Origin of the sequence: Guptibacillus spartinae (genome assembly GCF_028610625.1) — a bacterium.
In the GTDB taxonomy this organism is placed as follows: Bacteria; Bacillota; Bacilli; order Bacillales; family Guptibacillaceae; genus Guptibacillus; species Guptibacillus spartinae.
Map to the genome: position 1 here is coordinate 383,773 of NZ_JAQQWU010000003.1, position 25,956 is coordinate 409,728.

Consider the following 25,956-nt stretch of genomic DNA (forward strand, 5'->3'; position numbering starts at 1 on the left):
AAGAGGTCTCTCTTTGATCAAAAAAGATCATGATCCCCCGCAACATCTCCACAAATTAAACCTTTTACTAAATCGGCTTCCTTCCAATCATCTACGCATTGAGGAAATAAATGAGCAAATTGCAATGCACCAAGCAGGAATAGCAGGTGAGAAATCGCTAAATTTCCCGTTAAGTTTTTTAGATGATAAGCGCTTTTCGATCTATCATGACCTGCGTCTATTTGACGGCGTCCATTATTTTCAAATCGATACGCTTGTAGTGACACAGCACTATCTTCTCATTCTTGAAGTGAAAAATATTTCAGGCACTCTCATGTTTGATCCAGCCTTCAATCAGCTCATTCGTATTTCTGACACGAAAGAAGAGGCTTTTCCAAATCCCCTCACTCAAGTGGAGCGGCAGCGCTCCCAACTCCGAGCTTTGCTTCAAAAAATAAACATTCCAGAAGTACCGATTGAAACGCTGATTGTGGTGGCTAACCGAAGAGCGGTTTTGAAAGCGACAGAGAAGGTTCAGTTCATTTCTTCAAAAGTCATCCGGAGCGAGTACTTGCCGACAAAAGTGAAGTTACTGGACAAGCAGTATAGTGATGAGCGTTTGACGGTGAAAGAAGTCCGGAAAATCGGGCGTACTTTTGTTAAGCTACATGAGCCACTTGACCGTGATGTTCTGAAGCGCTTTTCAATTTCTAGGGGCGATTTGCTTATTGGTGTCGCGTGTCCTTCATGTGATCGTCTAGCTATGCTGAGACTGCACGGGAGGTGGTATTGCGAAACATGTGGCACTTATTCACGTGATGCCCACTTAAGGGCGCTACAAGATTATGCGCTACTTGTGTCTAAAGAGATTACGAATCAGGAGGCGAGGCGGTTTTTGAGGATGGATTCCGGGGATGCTGCTACAAGATTATTAAGATCATTAAATTTAGAGTCAACTGGATCAACAAAAGGAAGGCGATATAAGCTGGATTTTGAGGTTTCGCGGAATTAATTGAATTTCCGCGGAAATAATACGTGTTTTCGCGGAAAAAAATTGATTTTCGCGGAATTATCCAGAAAATCGCGGAATTAACATGTTTTCCTCCACCAAACCCCCCCAAACACCCACAAAAAAAGCCCCCCACACGCGTGGCGGACCTCCATTACTAGTTAGACGACCCAGATTTCTCAAAATTAAGATCCCAAATCACTCCATAGGCATCCTTTACTTTCGCAAATGTGGCTCCCCAGAAGGTATCTTGAAGTTCCATATAAACGGTGCCTTTTTCTTTCAAGCGCACATAGAGCGACTCGATTTCTTCAGCGCTATCCAGTTCTAGGGCAAGAGAGAGATTATTACCTACAGTGATAGAAGTATTCATAAAACCATCGGAAACCATGAAAAAAAGCTCATCTTTTCTGAAGCGCGCATGCATGATGTAATTGTCCATTTCGGGTGGTGTTTCAAAATTTGCTTCTCCAAACGTTTGAACATCGGTTACTTCTCCATCAAAAACTTCTTTGTAATATTCCAATGCCTCCCGCGCTGTGCCTTCAAACGTGAAATAGGGAATTGGGTGGTGCTTCATCTTTTTTCACTCTCCTTTAAATTAGCCTGTCTACCTAAGTCCAGTATAACGTGATGACAAAGAATGCGAAAGAACATTCGTTCGTCATGAAGCGCCACATTTCTAAAAGCTTCTTTCGGATAAGTGCGAAGGAAGAGTGCCAACAAAAGCGAATTAGTATAATAACAGGAGGTGCACTATGTTTCAGAAAGTGATTGATCCAAGAGTATCAGAAACGGATGGAGCTGGTCACATTAATAATACGGTCATCCCCGTATGGTTTGAATCTGGCCGTGATCCGATTTTTCGCATGTTTAATCCAGATTTACGTTTTCATGATTGGCACTGCGTTCTTTTAAAAATGGATGCGGAATATGTTTCTCAAATCTATTATGGCACTCAGGTAACGGTCTACACCTGGATTAAGAGAATTGGGCGAACAAGCTTTGAAGTATATGAGGAAATTCATCAAAAAGAGAACCTATGCGTCCGAGGAAGCGCTACATATGTGAACTACCATTTTGATCAACAAAAAAGCATGCCAATTCCGGCTGAAATTCGAAATCAGCTGGAAGATCATCTTTATGACAAGCAAAAAGCCACCAGCGAGTAACTTTGCTAGTGGCTTTTCGTTAATGAACTTAAATGTTGATTTTCACATCAGCATCTTTTTTAAGCTTGTCGATTAATTCTTGTGTTTTCTTATTTTTCTGTTCACCTTCAAGACCTTCCTTGATCTGAGGTTTCACATCTTCATAAGCCGGCATTTCTTCAGAACTACCCTGTTCTTTTGCCTTTTCATAGTACTCTTTCATTTCTTTCTCACTAACTTCATCAACTTTAATTTCTTGGTCAATGTACTTCGTATACTGGATGTTTTTCGCAATTTCTTTTTTGAGGTCATCCATTGTCATGTCGCTTTTCTTAAGGGCTTCTTCAAATTTTTTCTCATCTTCAAAGCCTTTTTTTACATTTTCAAGTTCTTCATTGATCTTATCATCAGAAGCTTTAATACCTTCTTCCTGTGCAGCTTGAAGGATGAGCTCCTGACCAACCATGCTTTCAGCGACTTGTTTCTTCATTTGCTTTAGCTGATCTTTCGGTACTTCTTGGCCCATTTGCACATATTGCATCTGGCTTTGACTATAAAGGGCATTAAAATCTTCCCCTTTAATTTCTTTTCCATTAACAGTTGCAACTACTTTGTCTTTCTCAACTTTATCTACTTCCGGTTGCTTTTGCTCACCGGCTTTTTCTTCTGTCTTTGTATCATCTTGTTTCTTGTCATTATTACTGCTTTCTTCATTTCCTCCACAGGCTGCTAATACAACGATTAATAAACCTGTTATGAGTAAGTAAGTTAATTTACGCAATTCACATGCTCCTTTCAAAAGGCTGAGTCCATTGTTCCACAAAAATCATCGCTTGAAAACCCCTAACAGTAAGTATGGGATAAAAAACACATTCTTATTACATTCTTTCATTGAGAAGGCAGAAACCCTACCTTTTTATGCACGAGTTGCATAGTGTAATAAGTAGTTTTAGGAAAAGGGGAGACGGCATGATTAATGGAAAAGAGTACATCGAACGTATAGATGCTCTCCAAAATGAAGTGTGGATTGAGGGAGGGAAGTGTACAGGAAAACTATCCGAACTCACACCTTTTAAAGGCATAATTAAGAGCAAAGCGGCCCTATATGATTACCAGAGCCAACCTGAAAACAAAAAGCTGTTTCAATATTCAACGTCTGATCGTAAAATCGGATACGGATTTTCATACCATCAACCGAAAACAGTTGAAGATCTCACAAAAAGGCGCTTAGCCACCCAGGAGTGGGCGAGGTTAAGTGCGGGCCTAATGGGAAGGTCACCAGATTATATGAACACCTTATTGATGACGCTTGGTATGGCAGCGCCACATTTTGCCCAGGATCAGAAAGCTTTTGGAGATAATATAAAACGGTTATATGAAAAAGCAAGAGATGAAGATCTTTCGATTACACATACATTTATTAATCCGCAGGTCAATCGATCTCTTGGACAGTATTTTGATGATACGAATGTAACAGCTGCCAAAGTGATTGAAGAAAATAAGGAAGGAATTGTGATTCAAGGTGCCAGGTTGTTGGCTACTCAAGGTGGATTAACAGATGAACTGCTCGTTTTACCTGCAGGGGGATACACGTTAGATGATTCCTACTTATTTGGGTTTATGATTCCTTCTAATACAAAAGGACTGAAATTTTTATGTAGGGAATCCTTTTGTTATCGTGATTCGCGCTTTGACCATCCACTAGCTTCTCAATTTGAAGAAAGTGATGCGATTGTTGTTTTTGATCACGTACTTGTCCCATGGGAGTGCGTTTTTCTTTATAAAAATGTTCAAATTGTTGGCGATATGGAAGAAGCGACTGGTATGTACACGTTTTTGCAATTTCAAGCTATTTGCAGGCAGGTTGTGAAAGTAGAGTATATTCTTGGTTTGTGTGAATTAATGGGTGAGGCCATACAAATTCAAGAATATGAACATATTAAGTTGAAGATGAGTGAGATTATCACAACGCTTGAAATTATGAAAGCTTTGTTAGTAGCGTCAGAAGTCAATAGCCAAGTGAATCAATTTGGAACCCTTGTGCCTGATAGTAAACCACTTAAAGCGGCAATACAATATTTTTCTGTCGCTTATCCAAGGTTAATTGAAATCATTCAAATGCTTGGTGCTAGTGGGTTAATTTCAATCCCAACAGAAAAGGATTTTAACTCTGAAATACAAGAGGACCTGGCGAATTATCTTCAAGGGGCAAATGTAAATGCAAAGGAACGTGTGCAACTATTTCGAATGGCCTGGGATATTGGAATGAGTGCTTTTGGATCTCGTCAAACACAGTTTGAACGGTTTTTCTTTGGTGATCCTGTACGTCTTTCATCGATTCATTATAACCGTTATTTCACTCAGCCATATGTAAATATGGTCCTGGATTTTCTAAATGAGAGAGAAGAGTAAAAGTCGCTAGTTTGCGGCTTTTTTTTTTGAAGGAAGGATTGAAAACGTTTTCTTTACGAGGGAGGAAACAATGGAAGCATTCCCGAATGAAGTTTAAGTACCCAATACATAAAGGAGTTGAACGTATGCTTAAAGCTTCCATCTCATTATCAAATCGGATTATGCAACGGTATTTACCAGATCCATTTTTATTTGTGATTATCCTAACATTCGTTGTCTTTGCACTTGGGATGATTTTTACTGGTAGTTCACCGGTTCAAATGGTTCAATTCTTCGGCGAAGGATTTTGGAGTTTACTCGCTTTCTCCATGCAGATGGTGCTTGTTCTCGTGACAGGCTATGTCCTAGCCAGTAGCCCACTTTTTAAAAAAGGTCTTCGTTTTCTTGCAAAAAGAGCGAAAACACCTGGACAGGCGATCGTATACGTCACACTCATTTCATTGATCGCTAGCTGGATTAACTGGGGATTTGGCCTAGTGATTGGTGCTCTCTATGCAAAAGAACTAGCAAGACAGGTAGAGAAGGTCGACTATCGTTTGTTGATTGCGAGTGCTTATAGTGGTTTTCTGGTATGGCATGGAGGACTGGCAGGTTCCATTCCCCTTACCATTGCCACTCCAGAGCACTTCACAGCGGATTTAATTGGCATCGTTTCAACGAATGAGACGATATTTTCCCTCTTTAATTTGATGATTGTGGCGTCTCTCTTTCTTCTATTACCTCTGATAAATTACTTTATGTCACCTGCAGAAGAAGAGCGTATACATATTGATCGAACGCTGCTTGAGGAAAATCATGTAGAGGCAGCGAGTCTTGAAGGTGAAGTAACGCCAGCTGAAAGACTTGAGAATAGCCAAATTGTATCTATGATTATATCGCTCGTGGGACTAGCCTACCTCGTATATTATTTTGTGAACACAGGATTTGAATTGAATTTAAATATCGTAAACTTTGGTTTTCTTTTTCTAGGCATTCTTTTTCATGGAACACCACGTCATTTTCTTGAAGCGGTTAGTAATGCGGTGAAAGGGGCCAGCGGGATCATCATTCAGTTTCCTTTCTATGCAGGTATTATGGGAATGATGGTAGCTTCAGGTCTGGCAGCCCAACTTTCTCAGGGGTTTGTATCAATCTCAAACGAGTTTACATTTCCGTTCTTTGCTTTTATCAGTGCTGGGATTGTAAATTTCTTTGTACCATCTGGGGGAGGACAATGGGCGGTTCAGGCACCAATTATGCTTGATGCAGCGAAGGAGTTAGGGGTTTCGATTCCCAAAACCGCCATGGCAGTCGCATGGGGAGACGCGTGGACGAATATGATCCAACCGTTTTGGGCTTTACCTGCTCTTGCTATAGCTGGATTGAAGGCAAAGGACATTATGGGTTATTGCTTCATCGTATTAATTGTAAGTGGTGTGGCCATTTCGCTTGGTCTTGTCTTTATAGGATAAGAAAGATGCAGGTTTCTCATTCAAAAATAGAAAGGAAAATGGAACAGAAGCTTTTTTCAAAGCGGCTTCTGTTCTTGGTGCCCAATAGTCTAATGAGTTTCCTCCGTTTGCGATCGTTTGTGATTTCGGATCAAGCCATAAATCGCGAACACAATGAAAAAAAAGCCAAGTATGACAAAGGTGAAGGAAGAGGCTACCTTATTATCCTGATACGCAGTGAATGCGAAAGTGATATTTAGGTTTATCCATTTTTTACCTCCTTTCGTTTTATTCTAACATATCGTCATCAGCATTTGTTCCGAGTTCGTCAAAGATCCTTTCCACACCGTTTCGAAAAATATGGTACGGTAACTTGTGAAAGGATGATTTGAACATGAAGAAGGAATTCCAAGCACGAATTGAAGAATGGAAGAATTTTTTGTTCATTTATAAATTTGCACTCGATGAAATTAACACCAAATTAACGATTTTAAATGATGAATTTCAATTTGTTCATCAGCACAATCCAATTGAACATGTGAAATCACGTATTAAATCTCCTGAAAGCATTATGGCAAAGCTTGAGCGGAAGGGACTTGAAATCACAACTGAAAATGTGAAGAAACATATAAACGATATTGCGGGAGTTCGAGTAACATGCTCCTTTACCAATGATATTTATCGCATCTATGAAATGATTGAAAGTCAGGATGACATCCGCCTCATTAACGTAAAAGATTACGTGACACATCCAAAGCCCAATGGTTACAAAAGCCTCCACCTGATTGTAGAAATTCCTGTCTTCCTATCGAAAGGCCCGGAACTGGTAAGAGTAGAAATTCAACTGCGAACGATTGCGATGGATTTTTGGGCAAGTTTGGAGCACAAAATTTATTACAAGTTTGAAGGCGAAATCCCTGACAAATTAAGTAACGAATTAAAAGAAGCGGCAGAGATGATTCATTATCTTGATGCCAAAATGATGCGAATAAAAGACGAAGTAAATGAATTTAAGGAACATGATAGGGAAGAAAAACAACTTTCAGCTAGGGGGCATTTATGAAGACAATTCGCTGGGGAATCATCGGCTGTGGAAAAGTGACCGAGAAAAAAAGTGGACCAGGCTTTCAAAAAGCTGAGCATTCGGAACTTGTTGCGGTTATGCGTCGTGACCCGGAACTCGCACGGGATTATGCAGAAAGACACGGCGTTCCTAAGTGGTATATAAGTGCAGAGGAGTTAATTCAAGATGAAGAAGTAGATGCTGTCTATATTGCTACACCTCCATCAAGTCATAAAGAATACACGCTTCTTGCTGCAAGAGCTGGGAAGCCAGTTTATGTGGAAAAACCAATGGCATTAAACACAGAGGAATGTCAGGAAATGATCGAAGTATGCCAGGCGAATGATGTTCCTTTGTTCGTCGCTTTTTACCGTCGAGCGATGCCAGCTCTTTTGCAGGTAAAAGAGTTGTTAGACAATAACGCGATCGGAAATGTTCGATTTGTAAGAACCGTTCATCATAAAAAAGCTTCCATACAAGAGAAAACTGGGGATTTACCGTGGCGGGTAAAGCCAGAAATCTCGGGCGGTGGTCACTTTTTTGATCTAGCCAGCCATACACTCGATTTTCTAGATTACCTATTTGGCCCTATTGAACAAGCAAAAGGCTTTGCACATAATCAAGGTAATCTTTATGAAGCGGAAGACATGGTATCAGGTACGTATGTTTTCCAATCAGGTGTACATGGTACCGGGCAATGGTGTTTTCAATCGTATAAAAATGAAGATGTAAATGAAATTGTTGGGGAGGAAGGTTCAATCATCTATTCAACCTTACAAGAACGTCCCATTATTTTAAGTAATGAGCAGGGTGAACGAGAAATTGAAGTGGTCTATCCAAAGCATGTGCAACAGCCATTAATTCAAGCAATTGTTAATGATCTTAACGGCATAGGGCAGTCCCCAAGTACAGGTGATACTGCCCTAAGAACAAGTAAAATCATGGATGAACTTGTAGCAACTTACTATCAACGGAAGAAAGCCTAACAAAGGCTTTCTCTTTTTTTGTTTGACATTGATAATCATTATCAATAAAATAGAAATAGGATGAAATTAGTGAAGCTCTCTGAGGAAAGGTGCTTGATTAATCATGATAAAGACGATTCAACAGACCATTGTTTCGAGAAGAACAATTCGAAAATTTCAGCCCGACGATATCCCACTACATCGAATCGTAGACATTCTTGAAGATGCGAAATGGGCGCCCAATCACAAGTTACGAGAACCATGGGAAGTGAAGTTATATAAAGGGGAGGGGAGAGGCCAGCTGATTGAGTCAATTCAGAAAAGTGTGGCTCGCACCGAACCTGACGAAGAAAAATCAAAGAAAAAACAAACAAAGATCAATCAGTTCATTAGTGATATACCCATTCATCTTGTTGTGACAATAAAAGCTCCGGCATCTGAAAAGGAGCATCATGAGGATTTTGCTGCAACGTGTGCCTTCATTCAAAATATACAGCTTCTTTCTTGGTCGAAAGGACTAGGAGTCGTTTGGAAAACTAATGACTTTATTTTTGATCCGGAATTTCGAGATGAGCTTGGCTTTCAACGTGATGATATTATTGTAGGTATGCTTCATATTGGCAAACCTGCTCATGTACCTAAACCAAAAGAACGTCAATCTATTAAGGGCAAATTAACGATATGTGATCAGGCAGTAAAAAAGCAGCAATCCTTTTAAGTTGAAAAGGATTGCTGCTTTTTCTTATGCGACTTGTTCGATCGGAACCATCTTTCTTTTGCGAGCCTTCCATAGCTGATAACCAAACCATCCTGCAGTTACACAGGTAATGACCCCACCTAAGACCATTGAAATGTTGTATGGAAGTTGAAAACCTTCTGGTGCAAGGAAAAGATACGTTGAAACGGTCATAGTCATGAAAAGAGCTGGCAGACTACAGATCCAATGGAATTTTTGTTTTCTAACAAGATACATTGCTGCTGTCCATAGCATGACAGTGGCTACCAATTGATTTGTAAAACCAACGTACCGCCATAGGAACGTATAGTCAATTTGCGTCAATAGAAAAGTTGGTGTTGCAACTGCCGCAGTTAGAAGAAGCGTCTTTCCTTTGCCATCAGCAGCTGTTGAAGATCCTTTTTTAGTAAATAAATCCGCTAGCATCATACGAGAAGAGCGAAGGGATGTATCGCCTGTTGTAATTGGAAGAATGATGACACCCACAATGGCAAGGACTCCTCCAAATGTACCTAGTAGTGAAGAACTTATTTCGTTTACCACACCAGACGGACCTCCAGCAGCAAGGGCACCTTGAAGTCCACCTGTACTTCCGAAGAATGTCATACCAGCTGCTGCCCAAATTAATGCAATGACACCTTCAGCAATCATAGCTCCGTAAAAAACTTTTTTTCCGTCGCTCTCACGTTTCATTGTTCTTGCAATGATCGGACTTTGTGTTGAATGAAAACCTGAAATGGCTCCGCAAGATACGGTAATCATTAAGAGTGGCCATAACGGTAAATTATCCGGATGAAGGTTTGAGAACGTCAAATTCGGGATAGGATTATCCATAAAGAATAATCCAATTGCAATGGAAACAGCCATCATGATAAGAATAACCCCAAAAATAGGATAAATTCGACCGATGATTTTATTGACTGGTAGAATGGCTGCTAGTACAAAATAAGCAAAAATAAGTAGTAAGCTCATCGTAAAACTGAGTGGTGTTACTTGTGCCATCAACTGGGCAGGACCTGCTGTAAACGCGGCAGCTACTAGGATCATTAGCACGATCGAAATGATGTTGATTGTTCCCTTAGCTCCTTTTCCGAGATAACGTCCGACAAGTGAAGGATACTGTTCCCCATTATGTCTAAGTGACATCATACCTGAGAAGTAATCGTGAACAGCACCTGCAAAAATGGAGCCTACTACAATCCAAATGAACGCTACAGGGCCGTATAATGCACCAAGCACGGCACCAAAGATTGGGCCAAGACCTGCTATGTTTAGCAGTTGGATCAAGCTTCCTTTCCACCAGCTCATCGGCATATAATCCATGCCATCTTGCTTTGTATATGCAGGCGTTTCACGATCATCGTCAATGCCGAAAATTCGTTCAACCACCTTAGAATATACGTAATACCCAACAATTAATAAACAAATCGCTCCGACAAATGTGATCATGTCTCCCGCCTCCTTTTGTATGTGTGAAAATATAACATTCATTCTACTCATCACTGAAGAAAAAAACAATAGGATTATTCAGAAAAAATATATTTTTCTATCAATTCAAACGTTTTCAAACAAAAATAAGTCATTAGTCTCGGCTTTAGGTGGTAATAAAGTTGTGATTCTACCAAGAAATAACGTTAGAATATTCTTTCTTTTAGTGAGATTGACAGAATTAAGAGGACAAGTTGCGAATAACTTACCAATATAAAGGATGAAAATATGAATTTGAGGGTATATAGAGAAGGACGATATCGTCTTTCAATCTTTTGAGGAGGTTGTTTTTCGTGTCAGAACGTATTGCATACTTCGATAATAGTAAAGCTATCTTAATATTATTAGTTGTTGGCGGTCATCTGCTCACGCCATTTATTAATGATTCTCGCTTTCTGTATAGTCTGTATCACGTGATTTTTATTTTTCATATGCCTGCATTTATTTTTTTAGCTGGTTATTTCACTAGAAGAGCATCGGGAACAAAATATTTTTGGAAAATATTTACGACGTTTTTATTGCCCTATGTGATTTTCCAGGTCGTTTATTCGATTTATTATACAAACCTCTATCAAAAATCATTTGCAATTGAGTTTCTAACACCAAGATGGGCGATGTGGTTTTTATTGTGTATCGCTGCGTATAAATTGATCTCGCCGATCCTGCTAAAAATGAAGCCGAGTATATTGCTTCCTTTAAGTATTGGAGCTGGGCTTGCTGTTGGATACTTTGATGTAGAAAGGTTTTTATCACTTGATCGACTTTTTGTTTTCTTACCTTTCTTTGTCCTTGGGATGGTAATGGGGTGTAGAAAAAAGCCAATTCGATTCCCTTATATAAAATGGATTGCTCCTGTCGTTCTTGGCGGATTATTCCTACTGTTTTATTTATACAAAATTGAAGGACTAGCTGATCTACTTTACGGTACGTATGTGTATGAATCAAATACCGACTTGTTGATTCGCCTCACGTATTACATTGGCACAGCAATCGTCATGTTTTTATTCTTTGCGATGATTCCAGAAGGACCAATGGTATTTACTCCACTAGGTTCAAGAACCTTTGCGATTTATTTGTTCCACGGCTTCGTGATTAAATGGTTCCTTGAACAGCAGTCTTCAGATGTAATTACAACGATTTGGGGCGTACCATTTATCTTAATCTTTACCTTGTTCGTCTCTACGATCTTCGCCATGCCGTTTTTCTCGAAACTGCTGGCATTTGATCGATGGTTACCTTCACCAGATAAATTAACTTCAGCAAAAAGATAAAAAATTGGCCTGCGCATGTTAAGCGCAGGCCAATTTTTTTAGGCTTTCATCGTATCTCGTTCTTCAGGTTGCAAAAGCACATCTTCTTTACAAGGATACGTTTTTTCAATGTGTTGCTCGCCCCAGGAGCAGAGCGAATCGAGAATCTCTTTTAAGGACCATCCGTAGTCCGTAAGTGAATATTCCACTTTAGGTGGAATTTGGTTATATACTTTTCTTAATATTACCCCATCATCTTCTAATTCACGTAGCTGCTGTGTCAGCATTTTTTGGGTAATACCAGGCATTAATTTCTTTAGTCCACCGGTTCGTTTCGTACCTTCAATCAAGTGACAGAGTATGACGACCTTCCACTTTCCTCCAATCACTTCGAGGGCAGCTTCGACAGGGATATTATATTTTTTCATCGTATATACTCCTTACGCATAATTTTGTTTCCTTCTATTTATATATCCTATCACCTATGAGGAAATTTAACCAGAAAAGTGATGACACACCCGGGAGGTTTTCCAGTATCTAAAAAACCGATTAAAATTCTACGCTCTTGTTAAAATAAGTTACACTAGAGAAGAATTAATGAAATCGTAATACTTTCTTTAGAAAACACTAATCTTTATTCTTTAAGATAGAACCGACCCACAAAAATAAGCTGGTAACAATTTGTTTCACACTAGAGGTGACTTTCTATGGCAGAAAAAATTCTACTTGTGGATGATGAAGAAGCGATTCTTGATGTTAGTTCAAGATATCTAGAACGTGATGGATATGTCGTTATAACTGCTAGTAATGGAGAAGAAGCAATAACAAAATGGAAGACAGAACAACCTGATCTAATTGTTCTTGATCTGATGATGCCAGTTAAAGATGGAATGGAAACAGCCGAGGAGATAAGGGAAGTGGACGATGTTCCCATTATGATGTTAACTGCGTTAGGACAGGAGCGGGATCGTTTGTTAGGGTTAACGATCGGGGCGGATGATTATTTAACAAAGCCATTTAGTCCAAGGGAACTTGTTTTACGCGTTCGAAATATTTTACGACGCACGAAGCGTCAACCTGTACAATCAACTATTATGAGTTTTGGAGAGCTAATGATTGATGAATCGAAACGATTGGTGACCGTAGCTGATAAAGAAGTTGATCTAACCGTTAAAGAATTTGATCTTCTTTATTTACTAGCTAGCCATCCAACTCGTGTTTTCCCCCGTTCACAATTAATTGAAGCGATTTGGGGCTACGAATTCGATGGAGATGGCAATACGATCAATGTTCACATTAGAAGACTTCGAGAGAAAATAGAGAAGGATTCAGCTACCCCGAAATGGATAAAGACGGTATGGGGGATCGGGTATAAGTTTGAGGGAGAACCGTCATGAAGCTTCGAACGATGCTCATGCTTGCTAATGGGATATCGATTGCGATTATTTTAGTCTTTCTCATAATCAGTTATGTCAGAATGGTCTTGTCACCAGAGGTCATTCTCACTTTGACCGTTATTACAGTTGGAGCTGGTTCTCTTTCCATGTTGGCTCATTTTTTCTTCACTTCTCAAATTCTAAAATCAGTGAACCAGATGACGGAGGAGACCAGTCGCATTGCAGACGGAAATTTTGATGTAACAATTAGGGAGAAAGGTCCGCAAGAAATACAAGAGCTGGCTCAACATTTTAATAGTATGTCGGAAAAATTAAATCGAATGTTTTCTGAATTGAAGCGTTCTGAGGAATATAAAACGGAATTAATCGCCAATGTTTCGCATGACCTTAGAACACCGGTTTCATCAATTCGTTCTTTCGCAGAAGCTTTACAAGATGGGGTTGTCACTGATGAGAAAACGCAGAGGCTGTATCTTGAGACGATCGAAAGAGAGACAGAGCGATTAAGTCATTTAATTGAAGAACTCTTAACCTTATCCCAGCTTGAAAGTGGAACATCCGTTTACGATCCAGAGTGGGTTCATCCTGATGTCATTCTTGTTGAAACGTTACAGCAGTTTGATCGTAGGATTCAAGAAAGGGATATTGAGCTTTCCGTGCATATCGATGATAAGTTGGGGGTCATTCCGATGATGCCTGATCAGATTAAACGCGTATTAACGAATTTGATTCAAAATGCCATTGTTTTCTCTCCCGATCATTCCACCATTACGATTTCATTGAAAAAGAGAGAGACTGAGGCTGTCTTTTTCATTAAAGATCAAGGAAGTGGCATCCCAGAAGCAGAAGTAGACCGGATCTTTGATCGCTTTTATAGGGTGGAAAAATCTCGAAATACGAAATTTGGAGGATCTGGTTTAGGTCTTGCGATATCGCGACAGCTGATTGAGCTTCATGGTGGTAAGCTAGGTGTTGAAAGCTCTGTAGGAGAAGGCAGTGAATTCTGGTTTATGCTTCCATTAGAAATAAAGGAGGAATAACAGATGAAAATAACAAGGTGGATTCTATTGGCTGGTATAGCCGCTGTTTTGGTTTTTACTTTGCCGAAATTATATGATGTGATCTTTAAACGTTCATATGGAAGTGAACCGGCTCAAGCGGTTCAGGACAATGAAGCGGTAGCCACTTTTGCTGGAGGTTGTTTCTGGTGTATGGAACCACCATTTGAAAAGTTAGATGGCGTACGAGAAGCCGTCTCTGGCTATATTGGAGGCGAAACGGAGAACCCTTCTTATAAAGAAGTATCTTCAGGGGGGACCGGTCATGTTGAAGCCGTTCAAGTATACTATGATCCTTCTGTTGTTAGCTATGAGACACTTTTAGATGTTTTTTGGAGACAAATTGATCCGACAGATGATGAAGGGCAGTTTGTCGATCGGGGCGATCAATACTTATCGGGAATCTTTTATCACAATGAAGAGCAAAAATCGGCTGCAATGCAGTCGAAACAGGAGATTGAGGATTCAGGAAGGTTCGATAAAGAGATTGTCACTCCGATTGAAGAAGCAACGACCTTCTACGTAGCGGAGGATTATCACCAAGATTATTATAAAGAAAATGAATTTCGCTATAAATTTTACCGAGAAAACTCTGGTCGTGATCAGTTTCTTGAAAAAGCGTGGGGAGATGATCGCGAAGTAGACATCCCTAAATCGAAGTCCGTTTCGTATACTGATCAAGAATTAAAAGAGATGCTCACACCAATTCAATACAGCGTCACGCAGGAAGACGATACGGAAAAAGCGTTTGAAAATGAATACTGGGATAATAAAGAAGAAGGCATTTATGTTGATATTGTTTCAGGCGAGCCGCTTTTTAGCTCGATTGATAAATACGAATCAGGTACTGGTTGGCCAAGTTTCACTAAGCCACTAGTGCCAGAGAACATTGTAGAAAAAGAAGACAAAAGTTGGTTTTCCGTTCGAACGGAAGTAAGAAGTAAAGGAGCAGACTCCCATCTTGGTCATGTGTTTGAAGATGGGCCTGAGCCTACGGGTCTTCGCTATTGTCTAAACTCTGCTGCTCTTAAATTTATACCGAAAGATGAAATGGAAGAGAGAGGATATGGTGAATTCGTACGTATATTTGATGAGGAGGCAGAATCGTAAGCGATTCTGCTTTTTTTCATTCTACAGGGATACAATATAGTAAACGAGGGTTGCGAATATACGGCGAGGGGTATATAATTCAGAGCATGTGAGGTGAAGAAACATGGAAAACAAAAAAGCGGATGGACGAGTGCAGCAGCTTTTAGCAAATGAACGAACGTTTCTAGCCTGGGTTCGCACTTCCATTGCGATTATAGGAATAGGTTTTCTAACAGCGAGTTTACATTTTACAAGAGCCGCTGGAGAACGTGCAGATGACCAGGTGGCAGTTTTCATTAGTTTTTCATCGTTATTATTTGGCTTGTTGACAATCGCTGGAGGAGCTGTGCAGTTCTATCGGACGAAAAAACGCATTTTAAAATTCGAGGTGCCTTCCTCTTCATGGATCGTGGTGTTTTTACTTGTCGTTGTCATGTTAATGATTGGTCTAATCGCCACCTACTTTATTATTCAAGTCAATTGGCTTTCTTAAGAGGGTGTTGACATTCTATATAGATACGTTATAATACCCCTATAGGTATTTAAAACACAAACGAAATTGATTCACCGATAAATTTTTTTACTTGATTTTATACCCTTAGGGGTATATAGTGAGGAGGGTATCACAATGAAATACGATAAAGCCGTTATGAATCGATTGAAGCGTATTGAAGGTCAACTGCGCGGAGTGATCCAGATGATGGAGCAAGAGAAGAGCTGCGAAGAAATTGTCACGCAACTTTCCGCAACGCGTTCTGGCATTGATCGTTCCATTGGACTAATCGTAAGTTCGAATCTTGAACAGTGTCTTCACAAACAGATTGAGCAAGGAGAATCGACTGATGATGTTGTGAAAGAAGCTGTTAACCTTTTAGTAAGAAGTCGATAACAAAAAAATTTAACACAATATATACCCTGTGGTGTATATGAGGAGGATATAAAATGAGTGAACAGAAAAAAACAACGATTGTTTTATTTAGTGGAGATTACGATAAAGCAATGGCTGCTTACATTATCGCTAATGGTGCCGCCGCTTATGATCATGAGGTAACGATTTTCCATACATTCTGGGGCTTAAACGCTCTTCGTAAAGATCAGCAAGTAGACGTTAATAAAGGTTTTCTAGAGAAAATGTTTGGGAAAATGATGCCACGTGGCGCTGATAAAATGGGCCTTTCCAAAATGAACTATGGTGGAATGGGTAAGAAAATGATTAAGAACGTTATTAAAAAGCATAATGTAACAGAACTTCCACAGCTTATTGAACTTGCACAAGAACAGGAAGTGAAGCTTGTTGCTTGTACAATGACAATGGATTTGCTAGGCCTACAAAAAGATGAGCTGTTAGAAGAAATCGATTATGCAGGTGTTGCTGCTTATCTCGGTGATGCTGAAGATGGTAACGTCAATCTCTTTATTTAAGGAGTGATAGTAATGGAACTGATCATCATAGCTATCATTGTGGTAGCAGCATGGTTTATTTATAAAAAGGTAGGAGCAGGAAAAGGTGTAACAACGATCACTTCTGAGCAGGCAAAAGCAAAGTTTAACGACCGCAATGTCCAATTTATCGATGTGCGTACACCTGGGGAATACAAAGGACAAAAAGTAAAACAATTTAAAAATATGCCACTCAATCAACTGAGCAAACGATCAAAAGAGCTAGATCCGAATAAAGAAGTTGTTGTGATCTGTCAAAGTGGTATGAGAAGTTCAAAAGCCTGCGGAGAATTGAAGAGACAGGGATTCACATCTGTTTATAATGTTCGCGGCGGAATGAATATGTGGAAATAGGGGGAGATCTAATGTCTGGTTATGTAAAAGATGTCACACCAGCTGAAGTAAATGAAATGGTAAAAGCTAATAAATCGATTAGTATTGTCGATATTCGCGGACCAGAAGAAGTGGCCGAAGGAAAGATTCCTGGTGCCTATAATCTTCCGGTTAATGAACTACAGGCGAGAATGAATGAACTTGATAAAAATACAGAGCATATCATTGTCTGCCAATCTGGTGGCAGAAGTAGTATGGCTTCAATGGTTTTAAAATCAAACGGGTATTCCGTTCTAAATATGACAGGCGGCATGCTTGCATGGACTGGAGAAACAGAATAACTACTACAGGAGGTAGACTTATGATACAAACTGATCACGTACTCGATGCGAAAGGGCTAGCGTGCCCAATGCCCATTGTCAAAACAAAGAAAATGATGAAGGACCTTGATTCTGGAGTCGTTCTAGAAATTCTAGCGACAGACAAAGGATCTAAAGCTGACCTTAAAGCGTGGGCCGATAAAGTCGGGCATCACTATCTTGGTACAGTGGAAGAAGGAGACGTATTAAAGCATTATGTTCGTAAGGCGTCAGATGGAGAAACGACTCTTGAGAAGAGTCATCCTCATGTCATTTCAAATGAAGACCTTACAGCTAAACTATCCGACGATGAAGTCACGATCGTAGATGTAAGAGAACCAGCAGAATATGCATTTAGCCACCTTCTAAATGCGATTTCAGTGCCACTAGGCGATTTGGATACACGCATGGCAGAGCTAGATAAAGAAAAGAAAATTTATGTTGTTTGTCGTACAGGTACAAGAAGTGATCTTGCGGCTCAAAAGCTAGCTGAGAGTGGCTACGATGTTATTAATGTTGTGCCAGGAATGTCTGAATGGGACGGTCCAACAACGTCTGATCTTTAATCATTAATGGGCGGGGAGTTTTTCCCCGCAACATAATTTTTTTGGAAACTATAATACGTATGGGGGTATAAAAGTGGCTTTGAAACAAAAACAAGCAAGTGAAGTTGCAACAAAAATAATCAATCAGCAAGAGCTCTTTATTCTCGATGTAAGAAATGAAGATGCATACGGTGATTGGAAAATCGAAGGGGCATCCGTTACGTCAATGAACGTTCCATACTTTGATTTAATCGATGGAGTAGAAGACATTCTGCCAAAGCTTCCTAAAGATAAAGAAATTCTTGTTGTATGTGCGAAAGAGGGGTCTTCCATTTTTGTAGGGGAAGAACTCGTTGAAGCAGGAGTAGAAAATGTATCTTATCTTTCAGGTGGCATGAAAGCATGGAGTGAATACCTCGAGCCAGTTAAGGTTGGTGACCTTCCTGGGGGAGCTCTTTATCAATTTGTCCGCCTTGGCAAAGGGTGCCTTTCCTATTTGATTGAATCAAATGGTGAAGCAGCTGTTGTCGATGCGAACCGGATGATAGAAAATTACACAACGTTTGCGGAAAACAAAGGTCTGACAATGAAAGCAACGTTTGATACGCATCTTCATGCTGACCATATATCTGGCGGTAAGGCGTTAGCTGACAGTGTGAATGGAACGTATTACCTTCCTGAAGAAGATGCAGGTGAAGTCACGTTCGACTATACTGCATTGAAAGAAGGAAGCACAGTAACAATTGGAGAGGTTACGATTGAACCGATCTACTCTCCAGGGCACACCATTGGAAGTACATCACTCATGATCAATGATGCTTATCTTCTAACAGGTGACATACTGTTTGTAGAGTCCATTGGGCGCCCGGACTTAGCTGGTAAGGCTGAGGATTGGGTTCAAGACCTTCGTACAACACTCTATGACCGTTATAAAGAAATGGCCGGAGAACTAGTTGTTCTTCCAGCTCACTTTTCAAAGATGGCTGAGCTAGATGAAAAAGGGCGCGTCTCTGCAAAACTGCATGATCTTTACCAGAAGAATGATGGGCTAAATGTAGAAAAAGAAGAAGAATTTAGAAAGATGGTAACAGAAAATCTTCCGCCACAGCCAAATGCTTATCAAGAAATTCGTGAAACAAACATGGGGAAAATAGCTCCTGATGAAGAAACGAAAAGAGAAATGGAAATTGGACCAAACCGCTGTGCGGTTAACTAATAAGGAGGAATACCAAATGAATTCACAAAAAACATTAGACACAAAAGGGCTAGCATGCCCGATGCCAATCGTAAAAACGAAAAAAGCAATGAAGGATATGGAGTCAGGTGAGGTACTTGAGGTGCAAGCAACAGATAAAGGGGCACAAAGTGACCTTGCTGCCTGGGCGAAGTCTGGCGGTCATGAATTGATGAAGTCTGAAGAAACAGATGGCGTGTTTTATTTCTGGATCAAGAAGGCTTAGTAATGAGATAGGAGGTACTGATTCAGTACCTCTTTTTTAATGGAAGGAGTGAATAGGATGGATTTCAGCTTTATTATCACGATTTTTGCAATTGGATTTATTGGTTCTTTTATTTCTGGGATGGTTGGAATCGGTGGTTCCATTATTAAATACCCCATGTTGCTTTATATTCCACCTCTACTTGGCTTTGCTGCATTTAGTGCCCACGAAGTTTCTGGGATAAGCGCGGTGCAAGTTTTCTTTGCAACCATTGGTGGTGTTTGGGCCTACCGTAAAGGTGGTTATCTCAATAAACAATTGATCCTCTACATGGGAGTTAGCATTCTTATCGGTAGTTTCATCGGTGGATATGGGTCAACAATGATGTCGGAGCAGGGCATTAATGTTGTTTATGGACTTCTTGCAGCGATTGCAGCTGTTATGATGTTTATACCGAAGAAAGGCATTGATGATGTTCCGCTTGATCAAGTGAAATTCAATAAATTTCTTTCAGCAGCCCTTGCTTTTATTGTTGGGATTGGGGCTGGGATTGTTGGTGCAGCGGGGGCATTTCTTCTCGTACCGATCATGCTCGTCGTGTTGAAGATTCCAACGAGAATGACCATTGCATCTTCCCTTGCGATTACGTTTATTTCATCAATCGGTTCAACAGTTGGTAAGCTGGCAACCGGTCAAGTTCTTTTGCTTCCAGCTGCAATCATGATTGTGGCAAGCTTAATTGCTTCGCCTCTTGGTGCGAACGCTGGTAAGAAAATTAACACGAAAATTCTTCAATGGGTGCTGGCTGCCCTTATTCTTGGCACATCCATTAAAATTTGGGTTGATCTTTTATCTTAATTGAAAAAGCTGTGGCATCGTTTTATAGGATGCCACAGCTTTTTTCTATTGGTTTTGCTTAATGACAAGCTCTTTAATCTGATGTCCATCTACTTCACGAACGGTAAACTGATAGTGATCAACTGTAAATGATGTGCCCTGTTTAGGTTCAATGTCATGAGTGAGAATCCAGCCGCCAATTGTGTCTACTTCGGTATGGTCGATGGATGTTCCGAGAAGATCATTAATATCGCTAATGAGCGCTTTTCCATCAACTATGGTTTGGCCATTTTCTTCTTCACGAATTGGAAGCTTTTCATCGAAATCAAATTCATCTTGTATTTCTCCAACGATTTCTTCTAGAATATCTTCCACAGTCACGAGGCCAGCTGTTCCGCCATACTCATCTACCACGATTGCGATGTGATTATGGCTTTTTTGCATTTTCGCCAACAGTGTTTTAATATGAGCCGTCTCAATCACATGATTGATGGGATGGATATAATCTCTAAGAACGAGTTCTTCACCCCATTTATACTGGGTTAGAATTTCTTTGATGTTCACAACACCAATGATTTTATCCTTATCTCCATCTGCCACAGGATAACGTGTATACTTGCCGTTTTTCATGATTTCAAGATTTTCTTCCGTTGTATTATCTAAGAAGAGACAGGTCATTTCGGTTCTTGGAATCATAATCTCTCGAGCCATACGCTCATCAAATTCAAAGATGTTATTCACAAATTCCATTTCGGATTTATTGATTTCACCACTTTTGTAGCTCTCTGATAAAATTAGACGAAGCTCATCTTCAGAGTGGGCTTGTTCGTGCTCATTTGCCGACTTAAGTCCAAATAATTTGACAACGCCTCGCGCTGACCCATTTAATGCCCATATAAACGGGTACATAATTCGGTAAAACCAGATCAGTGGACCAGCAAGGAGTAGACTAATGCTTTCAGCTTTTTGAATCGCAAATGTTTTAGGAGCAAGCTCACCAAGAACAACGTGAAGAAACGTAATAATCGCAAAAGCAAGTGCGATCGTGAGAGGGGTTGCAATGGAGTCAGGTAAATTCATGAGCTCAAATAACGGATGTAAGAGCAGTTCCACTGTCTCTTCCCCTAGCCAACCTAGCGCTAGTGCAGTAATTGTAATACCTAATTGACAGGCTGACAGATACCCATCTAAGTTACCGAGTACTTTTTGAACGGATTTTGCTTTCTTATTTCCTTCACTAGCAAGTGCATCAATTCGCGTTCTCCTAATCTTAACAATGGCAAATTCAGAAGCTACGAAAAATGCAGTTAATACAATTAGCAAGATCACAGCAATCACTTTAATTAGTTCCAATAAGGCCCTTACAGAGTTGTAAGGGTTCACCTCCTATGTAATAGTTGTCTTATTATATCGAAGTTTTCCTCTTTTGGGGGAAGGTAAAACAAAAATATTTCCAAAGCACTGTGGACTTAAAATAAGAATGTGCTGTTAACGTCTGCACGCTATTCAGAGCATCGGTATACTTTAGTTTTTTCAGAAAAGGAGTGAATTATGAAAAAGTCAGTGAATCCATTCTTATGGGTCGGAATAACTGTAATCATTGCCATCATTCTTATCTTTTTCATTAATCCACCCTGGCTAGTGAAAATGCGCTCGATCCTTTCGCTAGAATCACTATCTGTCCTTGCTGATACCTTTCGATCTTTAGGCATCTCGGCCCCGATTATTAGCATCGCATTAATGATTGCTCAGGGAATACTAGCGCCACTTCCATCATTTGTGATTACAGCAGCAAATGGACTTGCATTTGGTATTCCATTTGGGTTTGTTATCAGCTGGACTGGAGGAATGGCAGCGGCAATCGTGATGTTCTGGCTCGCTAGATTTTTTGGTGCAGGGTTTGTTGAAAGAATGACGAAACAGAATCACTTACTCCATCAAGCAAATCGGTACAGCGGCAAAAACGGTTTCTTTTTAATTTTTGTCGCAAGGTTAATCCCCATTGTTTCATTTGATTTTATTAGCTTTCTTGCAGGACTTAGTCAGATTTCGTTTCATTCTTTTTTTATAGCAACGGCTTTCGGTCAAATTCCAGGGACGTTCCTCTACACGATCGTTGGACATGACATTGCCAATTTGGATAAATATCAAACGCGGTTTATTTGGACAAGTGTTCTTATTGCTGTAGGCGTTATTATAGGAAAAGTAAGGGCAGATCATAAAAAGAAAAGAGAAGGAAAGGGTCATAGCTAAAATGCATATTACTTTCTAAGTAGTCCCACTTCGCTTATTGTAGAAGAAATAAAACAAATTGGAGCGATGAATGATGGCTAAAATTGTTGTTCTTTATGAGGAACCGAAACAGGTAGAAGAATTTAAGAGTTATTATGAGAAGAATCATATGGCTCTTGTTAAAGATGTTCCAAATGTTACTCAAGCTGAAGTCAATTATGTTACTGCAGCAATGAATACCGATAAGAAATATTTCTTAACAGCAACGATTGCATTTGAATCAAAAGAGCAATTGGAAGATGCGATGCAGTCTCCAGCGTGGGCAAAAGTATCAGAAGATGGACAAAACATGATGAAATTCCTTAACGAACCGCCACTTCTGCTTATAACGGAATAAGGAAGGAAGAAGGAAAACACTTGAATCGCGATTCAAGTGTTTTTTTATTTAAAAGGCTAAGCTGCATAACGAGGTGTTTAAATGATGGAGAAAGAGGTAAAAAGATGGTAGGAAGTACCAAAGTTTAGAGAGGAGCTTCATAAATGAAAGCATTGTTTTTAAATTGCTCGCTCAAAACGAGTGAAACGACGTCAAATACAGATGCGCTTTACAAAGAAGCAGAAGCCATTTTTCAAGAAGAAGGGATAGAAACTGAACGTATTCGGTTAGCGGATTATAAAATTGCTTATGGTATTTCTGAAGACGAAGGACAAGGGGACGAATGGCCAGTTATTTTCGAAAAGGTGAAAGCGGCTGATATCGTGGTGTTAGGTACACCCCTATGGCTTGGTGAGAAAAGTAGCATTGCAACTCTTGCGATGGAACGTTTATATGGAGGAAGTAGCTTAACAAACGAGCAAGGACAGTCCCTTTACTATAATAAGGTTGGCGGCGTGGTGATTACAGGTAATGAAGATGGCGCTAAGCATGCTGCAGCTTCGATCCTGTACGGATTTTCTCATATTGGCATTACCGTTCCACCAAATGTGGATACTTATTGGGTAGGAGAAGCTGGGCCAGGTGATTCCTATATTGAAGCAAATGGACAGAAGAATGACTTTTCAACAGGGCATGCGAAAACGATGGCCTATAATTTAATTCATTTTGCGCGTATTTTTAACGAACAGCCTATACCAGCTAAAGGAAATACAGTGGAATAATCAAAAGCCTCTTCAATACGAAGGGGCTTTTTTTGTTAGTGACGTTTCATTCACCTGGGTGCTCGATGTTACATAAACTAATAAACGACCGATTTCGGGGGGATCTCAATGGATGAATTGATTTTATTTCTTATCCTTTTTATTCTTCTTGTGATTGTTTTACTAGCTGTAGCAGGCATCATTTAACCGTGACAATGAAGTTGGAATGATATTTCTACGAACTATGGACACTAGCCTAATCCTTCTTTTCCTTTAAAACATATAGTGTTAGTAACCTTCCAGGAAAGGGGGTTTTCTAATATGAGCGGTGGAAAAGAGCATGTACGTGGCGGAGGCTACGGTAAAGGCTTTGCGTTAATCGTTGTATTGTTCATTCTATTGATTATCGTTGGAGCTGCTGCAGTTGGCGGAGCTAATTACGGCGGTCAGTGTGGTGGATACGGAAAAGGTGGCTACGGCGGTTACGGCGGATATGGCTACTAAACCTTTCTTTTTATAGTAGCATGAAGGGAGGGATAAGCATGAGTTACGGTTATGGTCAAGGCTTCGCGCTAATCGTTGTATTGTTCATTCTATTGATTATCGTTGGCGCAGTATGGGCTTACTAAAATAAGCAAAGCACCCGAATGGGGTGCTTTTTTTCTTATTACGATTATTGAAAGACGATTGTTTTGTTTCCGTGAACAATCACACGTTTTTCAAGGTGCCATTTCACGGCCCGGTAGAGCACAATGCGTTCAATATCTTTCCCATGTCTTTTTAAGTCCGTCACATTATAGCGATGAGTGATCCGAGTAATGTCTTGTTCAATAATTGGTCCTTCATCGAGCTTGGCATTCACATAATGCGCCGTCGCTCCAATCAGCTTGACACCTCGATCAAACGCCTGTTGATAAGGGTTGCCTCCAATAAAGGCTGGTAGGAAAGAGTGATGAATATTAATGATTTCGTTGTGATAAAGATGAATAAGCTCTTCAGGAATGATTTGCATATACCTAGCGAGAATAATCGTAGCCACCCTGTGCGCCTTAAGGAGGCGAAGATGCTCGGTGGTTGCCTCTGGTTTAGACTCTTTTGTAACTGGTACGTGGTAGAAAGGGATGCCAGCATTCTCAGTTAGCTCTTTAAAATCGAGATGATTACTAATGACCATCGCAATGTCTGCATGTAGCTCTCCTAATTGCCATCTCCATAGTAATTCCTGCAAACAATGGTCTTCTTTTGTCGCAAAGATAGCGAGGCGAGGTTTTTTGGAAGAAACAGTGATGGACCATTCCATCTTAAATGGTTTTGCAGTTTCATCAAAAGCTTCTTTTAACACTGCTAGTTGATCATTCAAGTGAGGATGACTAAATTCAATTCTCATAAAAAAATGGCCCTGAACTGGATCCGTCGAGTGCTGATCAGAATGAATAATGTTAGACCCATTTGAAAATAAAAAAGTTGAAACTGCTGCCACGATCCCTTCTTTATCAGGACAGGAAATTAATAATATTCCTTTTTCTAAGTTTTCCTTCATCATTTGCCTCCTGTTATCTTGTAAATATTTAAAATAATACATCATTTCAATGTGAAGCGCAAAAGGATTTTTGGAGGCATAAGTAAGGAAGGAAATAAGAACTATTCACTTACAATTACTTAACTTTGATTAAATATAATTATTAATACTTATTTACTATTGATTACATACTTACAAAAACTTATAATGTAAGTGGTTGGAAATGAGGTGCTAGGATGTATCAAGAAGAAAGAATGCTTGCTATTCTAGATTATTTGAAACAAAATGAACGAATTTCAGTAGAGCGCATTTGCGAATTATTTCACGTATCGAGGGATACAGCTCGACGTGATTTAGTAAAGCTTGAAGAAGAAGGAGCGGTCACGAGGACAAGGGGTGGCGCTGTACTTCCTGAATTACGTCATGAGATCCAGTCTTATCACGATCGGCTGAAAGTCGTTTCCGAAGAAAAACAGCGAATCGGAAAAATGGCATCAAATTATATCAATCCAGGAGATGTCGTCATTCTTGATGCATCAACGACGGTTCAAGCATGTGCCGAATTTCTTATGGAAAAGCAAGCGACTGTAATTACAAATTCCATTCACCAAGCGGACATTCTATCGAATGGAAACCAGCTTGATATTCATCTTCTCGGCGGGAAACTAGAGAAAGACCACCGCTTTCTTTATGGATCTGCAGTCGTCGAAAAAGTAGGCTCTTATAATGCAGATATTGCTTTTATTGGTGTCATTGGCATATCAGATAAGGGATTAACGATTGCTCATGAAGAAGACGGCATGGTGAAAAGAAAGATGATTGAACAATCTCAATATGTGATCGCACTTGCTGATAATTCAAAGTTTTATCGTTCTGAATTTTTTACATTTGCTCAACTTGAAGACATTGATTTGATTATCACGGACAAGCTTCCAGAGGAGAATATACAAGCAATGCTTCACAAACATCAGGTTAAGCTTGTTGTTGCAGAAGAGTAGTTTTTCTGTAACAACCTTAAAATACAGCTTATAGGGATCAAAGAAACGGACTGGCGTAACCAATTGGGCGTGACAGTCCGTTTTTTTGTT

At 39.9% G+C, this 25,956-nt stretch carries 31 protein-coding genes and 1 pseudogene; 26 read left to right on the forward strand and 6 right to left on the reverse strand.

What is annotated here, in order from left to right; all coding sequences use genetic code 11:
* Window positions 1-13 precede the first annotated feature (13 nt).
* Window positions 14-991 (forward strand): nuclease-related domain-containing protein, encoded by a 978-nt coding sequence (locus tag PQ511_RS08495; RefSeq protein ID WP_273851460.1) that lies wholly within the window; start codon window positions 14-16, stop codon window positions 989-991.
* Window positions 992-1,145: 154 nt separating this feature from the next.
* Here the strand turns inward: PQ511_RS08495 and PQ511_RS08500 are convergent, their stop codons facing one another.
* A complete protein-coding gene (locus PQ511_RS08500; RefSeq protein ID WP_273851461.1) occupies window positions 1,146-1,568 on the reverse strand; it encodes a VOC family protein in 423 nt (140 codons plus the stop codon).
* Between the two features lie 178 nt (window positions 1,569-1,746).
* On the opposite strand from PQ511_RS08500, the gene PQ511_RS08505 reads away from it, so the two are divergent.
* A complete protein-coding gene (locus PQ511_RS08505; RefSeq protein WP_273851462.1) occupies window positions 1,747-2,160 on the forward strand; it encodes an acyl-CoA thioesterase in 414 nt (137 codons plus the stop codon).
* A 28-nt stretch (window positions 2,161-2,188) separates the two neighbouring features.
* Here the strand turns inward: PQ511_RS08505 and PQ511_RS08510 are convergent, their stop codons facing one another.
* Window positions 2,189-2,920 (reverse strand): SurA N-terminal domain-containing protein, encoded by a 732-nt coding sequence (locus PQ511_RS08510; RefSeq protein WP_273851463.1) that lies wholly within the window; start codon window positions 2,918-2,920, stop codon window positions 2,189-2,191.
* A 188-nt stretch (window positions 2,921-3,108) separates the two neighbouring features.
* Here PQ511_RS08510 and hpaB point away from each other — a divergent pair, with 188 nt between their 5' ends.
* The 5 genes from hpaB (at window position 3,109) to PQ511_RS08535 (ending at window position 8,727) form a co-directional block, all read left to right on the forward strand.
* A complete protein-coding gene (gene hpaB, locus PQ511_RS08515) occupies window positions 3,109-4,551 on the forward strand; it encodes a 4-hydroxyphenylacetate 3-monooxygenase, oxygenase component (RefSeq protein ID WP_273851464.1) in 1,443 nt (480 codons plus the stop codon).
* A 125-nt stretch (window positions 4,552-4,676) separates the two neighbouring features.
* Window positions 4,677-6,002 carry a short-chain fatty acid transporter gene (locus PQ511_RS08520; RefSeq protein WP_273851465.1) on the forward strand — a complete coding sequence of 442 codons (1,326 nt, stop codon included), beginning with the start codon at window positions 4,677-4,679 and terminating at the stop codon, window positions 6,000-6,002.
* A gap of 373 nt (window positions 6,003-6,375) precedes the next feature.
* The gene (locus PQ511_RS08525; RefSeq protein WP_273851466.1) at window positions 6,376-7,044 is read left to right on the forward strand and encodes a GTP pyrophosphokinase; all 669 of its coding nucleotides are present in this window, start codon (window positions 6,376-6,378) and stop codon (window positions 7,042-7,044) included.
* Window positions 7,041-8,030: a Gfo/Idh/MocA family protein gene (locus PQ511_RS08530; protein WP_273851467.1), complete on the forward strand. Its 990-nt coding sequence runs from the start codon at window positions 7,041-7,043 to the stop codon at window positions 8,028-8,030. The genes PQ511_RS08525 and PQ511_RS08530 overlap by 4 nt, the downstream gene beginning before the upstream one ends.
* Window positions 8,031-8,133: 103 nt before the next feature.
* Window positions 8,134-8,727: a nitroreductase family protein gene (locus PQ511_RS08535; RefSeq protein WP_273851468.1), complete on the forward strand. Its 594-nt coding sequence runs from the start codon at window positions 8,134-8,136 to the stop codon at window positions 8,725-8,727.
* A gap of 24 nt (window positions 8,728-8,751) precedes the next feature.
* Here PQ511_RS08535 and PQ511_RS08540 read toward each other — a convergent pair whose 3' ends face one another.
* Window positions 8,752-10,194, reverse strand: a complete 1,443-nt coding sequence (locus PQ511_RS08540; protein WP_273851469.1) for a carbon starvation CstA family protein — start codon at window positions 10,192-10,194, stop codon at window positions 8,752-8,754.
* A gap of 332 nt (window positions 10,195-10,526) precedes the next feature.
* Here PQ511_RS08540 and PQ511_RS08545 point away from each other — a divergent pair, with 332 nt between their 5' ends.
* On the forward strand, window positions 10,527-11,504 hold the full coding sequence (locus tag PQ511_RS08545; protein ID WP_273851470.1) for an acyltransferase family protein: 978 nt from the start codon (window positions 10,527-10,529) through the stop codon (window positions 11,502-11,504).
* A gap of 38 nt (window positions 11,505-11,542) precedes the next feature.
* Here PQ511_RS08545 and PQ511_RS08550 read toward each other — a convergent pair whose 3' ends face one another.
* A complete protein-coding gene (locus tag PQ511_RS08550) occupies window positions 11,543-11,911 on the reverse strand; it encodes a winged helix-turn-helix transcriptional regulator (RefSeq protein ID WP_098444991.1) in 369 nt (122 codons plus the stop codon).
* A gap of 279 nt (window positions 11,912-12,190) precedes the next feature.
* Here PQ511_RS08550 and PQ511_RS08555 point away from each other — a divergent pair, with 279 nt between their 5' ends.
* The 12 genes from PQ511_RS08555 to PQ511_RS08610 all read left to right on the forward strand — a co-directional run bounded on the left by PQ511_RS08555 (window position 12,191) and on the right by PQ511_RS08610 (window position 20,001).
* Window positions 12,191-12,880 carry a response regulator transcription factor gene (locus tag PQ511_RS08555; protein ID WP_273851471.1) on the forward strand — a complete coding sequence of 230 codons (690 nt, stop codon included), beginning with the start codon at window positions 12,191-12,193 and terminating at the stop codon, window positions 12,878-12,880.
* Complete coding sequence (locus tag PQ511_RS08560) at window positions 12,877-13,920, forward strand: sensor histidine kinase (RefSeq protein ID WP_273851472.1); 1,044 nt, start codon at window positions 12,877-12,879, stop codon at window positions 13,918-13,920. Before PQ511_RS08555 ends, PQ511_RS08560 begins: the two co-directional genes overlap by 4 nt.
* A gap of 3 nt (window positions 13,921-13,923) precedes the next feature.
* Entirely contained in the window at window positions 13,924-15,048 is a 1,125-nt protein-coding gene (gene msrB, locus PQ511_RS08565; RefSeq protein ID WP_273851473.1) for a peptide-methionine (R)-S-oxide reductase MsrB, read from the forward strand.
* Between the two features lie 103 nt (window positions 15,049-15,151).
* Window positions 15,152-15,520, forward strand: coding sequence for a YidH family protein (locus tag PQ511_RS08570; RefSeq protein WP_273851474.1), 369 nt, complete (start codon window positions 15,152-15,154; stop codon window positions 15,518-15,520).
* 135 nt (window positions 15,521-15,655) lie between these two features.
* The gene (locus tag PQ511_RS08575) at window positions 15,656-15,916 is read left to right on the forward strand and encodes a metal-sensitive transcriptional regulator (protein ID WP_273851475.1); all 261 of its coding nucleotides are present in this window, start codon (window positions 15,656-15,658) and stop codon (window positions 15,914-15,916) included.
* A 53-nt stretch (window positions 15,917-15,969) separates the two neighbouring features.
* The gene (locus tag PQ511_RS08580) at window positions 15,970-16,449 is read left to right on the forward strand and encodes a DsrE/DsrF/DrsH-like family protein (protein WP_098444987.1); all 480 of its coding nucleotides are present in this window, start codon (window positions 15,970-15,972) and stop codon (window positions 16,447-16,449) included.
* 12 nt (window positions 16,450-16,461) lie between these two features.
* The gene (locus tag PQ511_RS08585) at window positions 16,462-16,821 is read left to right on the forward strand and encodes a rhodanese-like domain-containing protein (protein WP_273851476.1); all 360 of its coding nucleotides are present in this window, start codon (window positions 16,462-16,464) and stop codon (window positions 16,819-16,821) included.
* 11 nt (window positions 16,822-16,832) lie between these two features.
* Complete coding sequence (locus PQ511_RS08590) at window positions 16,833-17,141, forward strand: rhodanese-like domain-containing protein (protein ID WP_273851477.1); 309 nt, start codon at window positions 16,833-16,835, stop codon at window positions 17,139-17,141.
* Between the two features lie 20 nt (window positions 17,142-17,161).
* Window positions 17,162-17,725: a sulfurtransferase TusA family protein gene (locus PQ511_RS08595; protein ID WP_273851478.1), complete on the forward strand. Its 564-nt coding sequence runs from the start codon at window positions 17,162-17,164 to the stop codon at window positions 17,723-17,725.
* Window positions 17,726-17,798: 73 nt separating this feature from the next.
* Window positions 17,799-18,920, forward strand: coding sequence for an MBL fold metallo-hydrolase (locus tag PQ511_RS08600; RefSeq protein WP_273851479.1), 1,122 nt, complete (start codon window positions 17,799-17,801; stop codon window positions 18,918-18,920).
* Between the two features lie 16 nt (window positions 18,921-18,936).
* The gene (locus PQ511_RS08605) at window positions 18,937-19,164 is read left to right on the forward strand and encodes a sulfurtransferase TusA family protein (protein WP_224596228.1); all 228 of its coding nucleotides are present in this window, start codon (window positions 18,937-18,939) and stop codon (window positions 19,162-19,164) included.
* 57 nt (window positions 19,165-19,221) lie between these two features.
* A complete protein-coding gene (locus tag PQ511_RS08610; RefSeq protein WP_273851480.1) occupies window positions 19,222-20,001 on the forward strand; it encodes a sulfite exporter TauE/SafE family protein in 780 nt (259 codons plus the stop codon).
* Window positions 20,002-20,046: 45 nt separating this feature from the next.
* Here the strand turns inward: PQ511_RS08610 and PQ511_RS08615 are convergent, their stop codons facing one another.
* Window positions 20,047-21,333 (reverse strand): hemolysin family protein, encoded by a 1,287-nt coding sequence (locus tag PQ511_RS08615; RefSeq protein ID WP_273851481.1) that lies wholly within the window; start codon window positions 21,331-21,333, stop codon window positions 20,047-20,049.
* A 198-nt stretch (window positions 21,334-21,531) separates the two neighbouring features.
* Between PQ511_RS08615 and PQ511_RS08620 the strand changes: the two genes are divergently transcribed.
* The 5 genes and pseudogenes from PQ511_RS08620 (at window position 21,532) to PQ511_RS08640 (ending at window position 23,978) form a co-directional block, all read left to right on the forward strand.
* Window positions 21,532-22,233: a TVP38/TMEM64 family protein gene (locus PQ511_RS08620; RefSeq protein ID WP_273851482.1), complete on the forward strand. Its 702-nt coding sequence runs from the start codon at window positions 21,532-21,534 to the stop codon at window positions 22,231-22,233.
* 73 nt (window positions 22,234-22,306) lie between these two features.
* Window positions 22,307-22,609 (forward strand): EthD family reductase, encoded by a 303-nt coding sequence (locus PQ511_RS08625; protein ID WP_273851483.1) that lies wholly within the window; start codon window positions 22,307-22,309, stop codon window positions 22,607-22,609.
* Between the two features lie 143 nt (window positions 22,610-22,752).
* Window positions 22,753-23,370 (forward strand): flavodoxin family protein, encoded by a 618-nt coding sequence (locus PQ511_RS08630; protein ID WP_273851484.1) that lies wholly within the window; start codon window positions 22,753-22,755, stop codon window positions 23,368-23,370.
* Window positions 23,371-23,670: 300 nt separating this feature from the next.
* Window positions 23,671-23,775 (forward strand): annotated as a pseudogene (locus PQ511_RS08635) (YjcZ family sporulation protein); the annotation flags it as partial.
* Between the two features lie 116 nt (window positions 23,776-23,891).
* On the forward strand, window positions 23,892-23,978 hold the full coding sequence (locus PQ511_RS08640; RefSeq protein ID WP_136948892.1) for a YjcZ family sporulation protein: 87 nt from the start codon (window positions 23,892-23,894) through the stop codon (window positions 23,976-23,978).
* A 44-nt stretch (window positions 23,979-24,022) separates the two neighbouring features.
* Here PQ511_RS08640 and purU read toward each other — a convergent pair whose 3' ends face one another.
* The gene (gene purU, locus PQ511_RS08645) at window positions 24,023-24,892 is read right to left on the reverse strand and encodes a formyltetrahydrofolate deformylase (RefSeq protein WP_273851485.1); all 870 of its coding nucleotides are present in this window, start codon (window positions 24,890-24,892) and stop codon (window positions 24,023-24,025) included.
* 212 nt (window positions 24,893-25,104) lie between these two features.
* Between purU and PQ511_RS08650 the strand changes: the two genes are divergently transcribed.
* Window positions 25,105-25,866, forward strand: coding sequence for a DeoR/GlpR family DNA-binding transcription regulator (locus tag PQ511_RS08650; RefSeq protein WP_273851486.1), 762 nt, complete (start codon window positions 25,105-25,107; stop codon window positions 25,864-25,866).
* The last annotated feature ends 90 nt before the right edge of the window (window positions 25,867-25,956 follow it).